The 7,574-nt window shown below is 70.3% G+C and carries 7 protein-coding genes; 6 read left to right on the top strand and 1 reads right to left on the bottom strand.

Annotation, left to right across the window (positions count from 1 at the left end):
* Window positions 1-162 precede the first annotated feature (162 nt).
* Window positions 163-651, top strand: coding sequence for a septal ring lytic transglycosylase RlpA family protein (locus tag E1166_RS27915; RefSeq protein ID WP_243710559.1), 489 nt, complete (start codon window positions 163-165; stop codon window positions 649-651).
* 65 nt (window positions 652-716) lie between these two features.
* On the opposite strand, the gene E1166_RS27920 is transcribed toward E1166_RS27915, so the two are convergent.
* Complete coding sequence (locus E1166_RS27920; protein ID WP_132342880.1) at window positions 717-1,949, bottom strand: SUKH-3 domain-containing protein; 1,233 nt, start codon at window positions 1,947-1,949, stop codon at window positions 717-719.
* Between the two features lie 74 nt (window positions 1,950-2,023).
* On the opposite strand from E1166_RS27920, the gene E1166_RS27925 reads away from it, so the two are divergent.
* From E1166_RS27925 to E1166_RS27945, 5 genes are all read left to right on the top strand, one after another.
* Complete coding sequence (locus E1166_RS27925) at window positions 2,024-2,455, top strand: YbaB/EbfC family nucleoid-associated protein (protein ID WP_347813042.1); 432 nt, start codon at window positions 2,024-2,026, stop codon at window positions 2,453-2,455.
* Window positions 2,448-2,792, top strand: a complete 345-nt coding sequence (locus tag E1166_RS27930; RefSeq protein ID WP_132270231.1) for a hypothetical protein — start codon at window positions 2,448-2,450, stop codon at window positions 2,790-2,792. Before E1166_RS27925 ends, E1166_RS27930 begins: the two co-directional genes overlap by 8 nt.
* Window positions 2,793-2,810: 18 nt before the next feature.
* Window positions 2,811-6,776 carry a toxin glutamine deamidase domain-containing protein gene (locus tag E1166_RS27935; protein WP_132342882.1) on the top strand — a complete coding sequence of 1,322 codons (3,966 nt, stop codon included), beginning with the start codon at window positions 2,811-2,813 and terminating at the stop codon, window positions 6,774-6,776.
* Window positions 6,745-7,086 carry a hypothetical protein gene (locus E1166_RS27940; RefSeq protein WP_132342883.1) on the top strand — a complete coding sequence of 114 codons (342 nt, stop codon included), beginning with the start codon at window positions 6,745-6,747 and terminating at the stop codon, window positions 7,084-7,086. The genes E1166_RS27935 and E1166_RS27940 overlap by 32 nt, the downstream gene beginning before the upstream one ends.
* Before the next feature lie 159 nt (window positions 7,087-7,245).
* Complete coding sequence (locus tag E1166_RS27945) at window positions 7,246-7,485, top strand: hypothetical protein (RefSeq protein ID WP_132342884.1); 240 nt, start codon at window positions 7,246-7,248, stop codon at window positions 7,483-7,485.
* Window positions 7,486-7,574 lie beyond the last annotated feature (89 nt).

Raw genomic sequence — 7,574 nt, forward strand, 5'->3', positions numbered from 1 at the left:
GCCCTAGCCCGGCCCCTGGCCCCAACCCGGCCCTTGGCAGGTTGCGCCATGTTGCGCGTCCGCCGGATCTTGTCGCAGAGTTGGGGAACCTTCCTGACGAAGAATCTGAACCCCGCGAGGTTTTCAGCCGTACTCCGCATGGAGGGAACTGGGGAGGAAGAGATGGTGCAGGTGCAGCGGAAGCACGTACTGGCGGCCGGAGTGGCGCTGGCGGCCACCGCGGCGGCGGTGGTCGGGACCACGATCGGCTTCGCCGACACCACCTCCAGCCAGCCGAGCGCCTGCTCCGGGTCGGTCACCTTCTCGGCCGAGAGCGGCACGCCGGCGGCGACCAGTGACCGGTTCCCGGTCGGTACCCGGCTTCGGGTGACGAACCTGGACAACGAAAGAGTGGTGACGGTGACCGTGACCGGCCCGTCGGGCAGTTGCGTGCTGCTCAACACCGCCGCCATGGACGCCATCCGGGCACCGGGCAAGAACGTGATCCGCCGCCATCTGGTGGAACGTCTCGCCGACGACACACCCCCGCCCGCAGACGCGGTTCCGCCCGGCGAGGTGACCCCGACCGCCGACCAGAAGCGACCCGGCAGCGCCCGGCCACCCGCCTCGTCGGCCAGTTCCCCGACGGCATCGGCCAGACCGGGCGGGTGAGCCGCCCCGATCACCTGTCCGGGACGCTGTAGGGCGGGCTGCCCCACCGGGACGAGCGGGCCGCGTCACCAGGTGCCGTCGTCGCGGACCCGGGCCGGCGCGAGACCGAGCAGCAGCGTGGTCAGGGCGGTGTCGATGTCCCCGCCGAGGAACCATTCGCCGGCCTGGTCGAGGGCGAAGACCCGGCCGTGTTCGTCGACGGCGAGGATGCTGTCCTGGCGTTCCAAGCCGATCGGAAACAGCCGTACGCCGAGCACCGAACCGAAGTCGGCGAGCGTGTCGGCGCTGTGCGCCGCCCAGGTCGGGTTGGTGTCGAACTGGCGGATCCACACCTGGGCACCAGGCCGACGGCGGAAGGTCACGATCGCCGGGAAGTCCAGGAAGACCCGTTCCGCCGCGGGAAAGGGCTCGTGCCGGTGGGTGCGGCCGGCCACCTCGCAGGTCTCCTCGATGGCCCCCTCCGCCAGCGCCCAGTTCACCGGGTTCTGGTCCCAGCCCGCGTCGGCCAGTGCCTGTGCCACCTCCGGCGGGAAGCGGCCGTCGACCGGGATCGGTCGGTTGATCACCGGCGGTTCGGTGATTCCGCCCAGCTCACCCCAGGGCAGTACGCCGAAGTCCACCAGAGCCGTCGTACACGACTCGCAGGCATCCCTGACCTCGCCACCGTTGGGGTCACCGGTTTCCCGGACCTGGAAGGTCTGGAACCGGCCGTTCGAGAGCAGCGCCTTCGCCTCCTCGGCCGTCATCGCCGGCTGGCCGGCGGCGGCGCGGCGGTGGTCGTACTCGTGCAGCACGTCGGAGACCACCACCAGTTCGGCGTGCCGGTCCCCGCCACGCACGAGGTGCCCGGGCGGCAGTGCGTCCAGATAGGCGCGGACCAGCCGGTGGTGGCGGAGTTCGACATCGCCCTTGACGCCCTGGGCGACGTACGTCCGGCCGTCGACGGTGAGGTGGGCGACGGTGGTCGGGGTGGGCAGGCGCCGCAGCTCGCGGAGCAGTTGGCTGGCCGGATCGACGGTGCGGGGTGCCGGGCCCCCGGCGGGGCGGCTGCTGCGGTACATCTGCTCGACCATCGCGGCCGGTACGCGGGGCCAGGTGGAGACCTCGCCGGTCTCCTTGTCGACGACGGTGGTCGGCAGGTCACCGGGGACGGTGCCGACCTCGGCAGCGACGACCGATCGGATGACGTACCCCAGGTCGAACTCGTCGATCGAGGGGCGGCATTCGTACCCGAGGCGTTGCGAGTCGCGACGGGCCCACACCGTGGCGAGCTGCTCGGCCTGCTGACGATCGATCACGCCCCGAAATTACCGGACCCCCACGACTCCGTGGCACCCGGTATGGTTCGGCTGACCGAACGTGACCGGGGAGGGTGGCGTTGGCCGACAGTGTGGACCGGGACGCCAACCGCGCGCTCCGGGCGCGGTTCGACGAGGTCTACGGGCAGTACCAGCAGCTCCGTTCCGGTCTGGACGAGTTGCAACGGAAGCTGGCGCAGCTGCGGGTGGTTGAACGCTCCGACGACGGCCAGGTCACCGCGACCGTCGGCCCCCGCGGCGAGCTGATCTCGGTGGAACTGCAACCCGCCGTCTTCCGGGAACGGGACGCCCGGGCGCTCAGCGAGAAGATCACCGCCACTGTCCGCCGGGCCACCGCCGCCGCCGTCGCTGCCACCCAGGAACTGGTGGCGGCCCACCTCCCCGCCAACTCCGGCACCGTGGAGTACCTGCGCACCGGCGACTTCGGCACCCTGCTCGGGCGGGCCGACGCGGTGGTGCGGAGCGAGGCGGGCCGACATGGCTGAGGAGCGGCTCTGGCTCGATCCCGACCGGGTCCGCCGCGCCGCCACCGATCTACGCCTCTCCGGCGAGGCCGTCAGCGCCCGGCGGCAGCAGATCGGCGACCGGATCGCCGAGGCGAGCGCCGTACGCCCCTGGGGCCGCGACGACATCGGCGCCGCGTTCGAGAAGAGCTACCGCGGCTACGAGGAGACGCTGCTGCGGGCCTGGGAGGGGCTCGGCCGGACGCTGGCGGGGCTGGGCGCCGACGTGGCCACCTCCGTCGCGGCCACGGTGGACACCGACGTCGCCGCCGGCCGCGCGATCGACGCCGTACCCGGTCGGCACGATCACCGGCGCTGAGGCGCGGAGGAGAGCGGCGTGAGCATCCTGCCCAGCCCCATCCCGCACCCGCTCGACTACAGCCCCTGGGAGCTTCCCGGTTGGATGTACGAGGCCCTGGACTGGGTCGTCGGGGTCGAGTGGCCGGAGGGGAACGAGCGCGCCGTCTGGGACCTCGCCGACGAGTGGTACGCCGTCGCCGCCGCGTTGGCCGGTCCGCGGGACGACGCGATCGCCGCCGCCGCCGAGGTGGGTCGCGGGTACGGGGGCGTGGGCCTGGTGGCCGAGGCGTTCGACCGGGCCTGGCGACGCACCGCCGAGGGCGACGACGCACCCCTGCACGTCCTGCTCGCCGTGAGCACCGACCTGGGCCGGCTGGTCGAGGAGTGCGGCTGCGACATCGAGGGCGCGAAGATCGAGGTCTGGATCGAGCTGGGCATCCTCGTCGTCGAGCTGATCTCGTTGGCGGTGGCCACCGCCCTCACCGCAGGCGCGGCCTCACCCGCCGCCGCCGGGGTGATCGCCGCCACCCGCCTCGTGGTGCAACAGATCTTCAAGCGGCTGCTGGCCCAACTCGCCAGGAAACAGCTCAAGGCGGGCCTCAAGGAAGCCGGGGAGCGGGCCGCCAAGGAGGTGACCAGGGGCGGCGTACGCGGGCTCGGCAAGCGCACCCTGCGCGGTGGGCTGGAGGAAGCGGCGGAGGAGTCCGGGATCAACCTCGCCACCCAGGCGTACCAGAACTCCACCGGGCGTCGCGACGGCCTGGACCTGGCCGACCTGGGCACGTCGGCGGTCGGTGGCCTGGCCGGCGGCGCGGTGGTGCCGCTGGCCGGCCTGGGGCGGCACGCGAACAGCCGGGGCGGTCGGATCGCCGAGCACCTCGGGCGCGAGATGACCGGTGAGACGATGGCGGAGGGTGCGGCGAGCCTGGCCACCGGTCAGGGCGTCCTGTCCCCGGAGGACGCCGCCCGGGCAGCCGTCTCCGGTGTCGCCGGTTCGGCGACCGGTCAGGCCGACGCGGCGCTGCGTGCCCGCCTCGACGGGCAGCTCGCCGCGCTGGCCGCGCCCCTGCCGTCGATGAGCCTGCCGTCGCCGTCCACGCCGGACCTGCCGCTCTCCTCCAGGGTGGACCCGCCTGCTCTGGTGGATCCGCCGCTGTCGTCGCCGGTGACCGTCGGGCCTGTCGAGGGCACCCCGGCCGGGCCGCTGGATGACGGCCCGGCCACCGGGCCGGACGGCCGCCTGGCCGGTGGTGCAGCCGTACCGGCCGAGAGCGGTGGGCCCGCCGGCCTGTCGTCCGTTCCCGCCGATGTCGGTCCACAGGCGGGGTCCGGCGCGCTGGCGGCCAGCCCGACGCTGTCGTCGGTGACGACGGAGCGTGCCGCGCTGCCACCGCAGCCGGTCGATCCGGCGGCGACGGGGCAGCCATCGGCACCGGCGACGAGCAGCCCCGTCGCGGCCAGCACCGGCGTGACCGCCGCCGGCACCGTGCCGGGTTCCGGGGCGCTCGGTTCCAGCACCCTGCCGTCCTTTGTGGGGTTCGGTGGCGGCGGCGATGTGACCGCCGGCGCCGCCACATCGGTCGGCGCACCATCGACCAGCCCGGCGGACGGCCGCGGTACGCCGGTGCCTGCCCTCGGTACGCAGCGCGGCGAGACAACCTCGCCGTCCCTGCCGCGGCCTGCACCGGCGGTGCCGGTGCAGGCCCAGCTCGACGCCGACGCCGCCGCGCCGTCGGGGAGGCACCGGTTTCCCGAACTGGCGGCCCTGGCCCCCCGGCCGGCGACGCCACCGCCGGCCGTCCGTCCGCCCGCGCCTCGACCGGCGCCGCCCGACGAGCCGCCCCGCCCGAGGACGCCGCAGTGGTACGCCGCCAGGTGGGCAGCCGAGCGGGAAGCTCTCGAACGGCGCCGGTACCAGGGGTACTTCGAATCACAGCGCGCCTGGTACGAGGACCGACGGCGTGAGGAGCTCACCACTCGTCTGCGCCGATCGGCGAGCGGCTACCTGGACCGCGCGGGCTGGCTGCGGCGGCGAGGCCGGGAGTTCGCCGGGGCCGGCCTCACCCTGCGCGCCGAGCACATGTTCCAGGCCAGCGTGGAGGCGGAGCGCGACTTCTACGAACACACGGACTGGGCCGACGCGGTCCGCGACGGTCGGGTCGTTCCCGACCAGGTGGTGATCGACGACCCGACCGACTTTCACCGGATCAACGACGACGTGGCCGAGCTGGCTCCCGGTGCCGTCGAGACGAGTGATCGTTCGGGCCTGACCTGGGACGACCGCCCGCCGCCGATCGACCGGTCCCGCCCGTACGGCCGTTGGGGTGGACTACGCCCGCCGTTGGCGTTGCACCAGACCGACCTCGAACGAGCGATGCCCCGCTACTCCGACGGTGCCATCATGCGTACCGCCGATCCCCGGCAGGGCAGGTGGTTCTCGCTCGCCAACGACGGCGGACCGGCGGCCGACCCCACCCGGGGCATCAACTGCCTTGACTGCACCCTGTCGCTCTACGAGACGTGGATGCACGGCCGGCCGAGGGTGTCCGCCCCGCGTACCTTCGACGGCTACGAGGCAGGGGACATCACCAAGCCGATCCTGGGCGAGCAGGGCGGACCAGGACGGGTCGAGGCGGTGACCGGCGGGCGCTTCCAGCGACTGATCGAGTCACCGGGAAACGGGCGGCGGAACCCGGCCCGGCAGCGGGCTGCCGTCGAGCACGGGTACGACCAGCTTGAGATCCAGTTGCAGCTCGGCGGCCACGGCAGCTACGCCTTCCTCATCGCCGAGTGGGAAGACGGCGGGTCGCACGCCTGGGTGGCGCTCAACCAGAACGGGACGATCCTCTACCTGGATCCGCAGAGCGGCACGGTTCGGGACCAGCCTCTCTACGCCCACGCGGGGATTCCCCACCACGGCAACGTCGTCGGCATGGATGCGCTGGTCCTCGGCGGGAACGGCCAGCCGATGCCGCTGCGCGGCCTGGCCCGAGGCCGGTTCAGCGCCCGGTCCGAGCCACCCGGCCGGCCGCCTGCCGGCCCGTCGGCTGCGTCCGAGCCGGAGTCCGCCGACGACGCCGCGTACCTCGACGGGGCGGGCGTTGGTCATGCGGGCAGTGCTTCCTCAGCAGGTGAACCTGCTCGTGACCTACTATCCATGAACAGCTTCGCTCAGTTGACGCCACACGAGCAAATGGTCCTGCGTGGCCTGCATCAGCAGGCGGAGCGAGTAGCTGACGGGGTCCAGAACGCTCTGGTTGAAGTTGGTCAGCGTGTCGCCGTCATCCTTGGTGGCGATGCGTATGTGGAACTGCGAGACCAAGAGCACCGCGTGAAGGGCCTTGACTCCCTTTCGCGAAAGTTCCTCGACGAGGCGGCGACTGAAGGCATTTCCGTCGAGGAATTCAGCCGTGATGTCAACGATGTGTTGAGGTTTTGTGTGGCCCTGTCTGATGATGCTCCTTACGCTGATTCGGTCGAGCGTTTCCTCGCAGGGTTGGAGCAAGCAGGATTCGGGGTTAGTGACAACCTGTGTAAGAACTTCTGGCGAGTGGGCAACCGGTTCTACGGTTTCAACTGCACGATCCGGTCGCCGGAGGGGCAGGTCTTCGAGTTGCAACTGCACAGCGAGCGGTCGAGGGCCGTTTGGCTGACAACCCACAACGCCTACGAGGTGCTCAGACGTGCGGATCAGCCGGGCCCTCACCGTGTCCGGGCATTTCTCAAGATGCTGTTCCTGAACAAAGAACACGGAATGCCTGATGCGGTGCCGGAGCGGCTTGGTGAGAGATTCGCGCCGAAAGATGCTACCTTCGCCAAGTGGATCCACCGGAACGGTGGCTGTTGGCGGCAGTACCTGCGGGAACTCGATGCTGCCGGGCTGAATTTTGCGGAAGAGGTTCGACGGTGCGGGTTGACAAGGGGCGATTTTCCAATCGCCTCTGACCTTGAGCACAAGATGGAGCGGGCAGATGTTGACCTACTACGTCATTTACCGGGATGAGGAAAGAGTAAATCCCAGCGGCACTTTTGTGGTGGATGTGTCGAACGGTCGGGCGTTTTTGTGGGATCACAGGAAGAAGGCGTGGTCGTACAATCCGGATCTGGTCTTTCGCTTCCTGGACGACTATCGCAATTACGACCGGTACGTGGAGGTGGAGCGGTCCGTGGCGGAGCGGGTGGCGTTAATCGTCAGCGATGGTTCTTCCCTCCCTGATGATGCCGGCTTCAATCGAATCTACCTGGATACTGATGAAAGTCGCTCCCTTTCCCAACCGAGTTGCTCTCCTCCGACAAAGAAAGGCTCTGAGTAGTGATTCGCCGATCAGTTACGGAGCATCCGTTGTCCCGTGTGGCCGCCCCTGGCTTTGCCAGCTGAGTAAGGCGTGTGCCGGAAGATCTTCCATGCGACGCCTTCCGTAGTTTGTTTCACCTGGTCAGGGGTATTTGTGACAGGCAAATATGATCATGCCATGACGGGGTTTGGTAACGGGGGGCGACGCTGGTTCGCCTCGGGATTGGGTCTTCTCTTCGGTGTCGTCATCGGTACGGCTCTGTTCGACGGCGCTAGTGGGGTGGCGTTCGGTGTCGCCATGGGCACGATCTTCGCGATCGCCTTCGGTGCCATGGATGGACGTGGCTCGGCGGAGAGTGGTCCCGAGGGGGGCGACTCGGCGATGAGCAGTGCCGAGGAGAGCGACTCGGCGATATGACCGGTCCGCAGCCGGTGGAGCCGCACCAGGTACGGCATACGGTGTCCACCGGCGGGCAACACCCCCAGATGCGGCAAACGGAGTCGATC

The sequence above is a fragment of the Micromonospora sp. KC213 genome, assembly GCF_004348325.1.
In the GTDB taxonomy this organism is placed as follows: Bacteria; Actinomycetota; Actinomycetes; order Mycobacteriales; family Micromonosporaceae; genus Micromonospora.

Excerpts from the sequence above, each read along its gene's own strand:
- E1166_RS27915 (WP_243710559.1), top strand. The coding sequence starts at position 163 with ATGGTGCAGGTGCAGCGGAAGCACGTACTGGCGGCCGGAGTGGCGCTG.
- E1166_RS27930 (WP_132270231.1), top strand. The coding sequence starts at position 2,448 with ATGGCTGAGGAGCGGCTCTGGCTCGATCCCGACCGGGTCCGCCGCGCC.
- E1166_RS27945 (WP_132342884.1), top strand. The coding sequence starts at position 7,246 with ATGACGGGGTTTGGTAACGGGGGGCGACGCTGGTTCGCCTCGGGATTG.
- E1166_RS27940 (WP_132342883.1), top strand. The coding sequence starts at position 6,745 with ATGTTGACCTACTACGTCATTTACCGGGATGAGGAAAGAGTAAATCCC.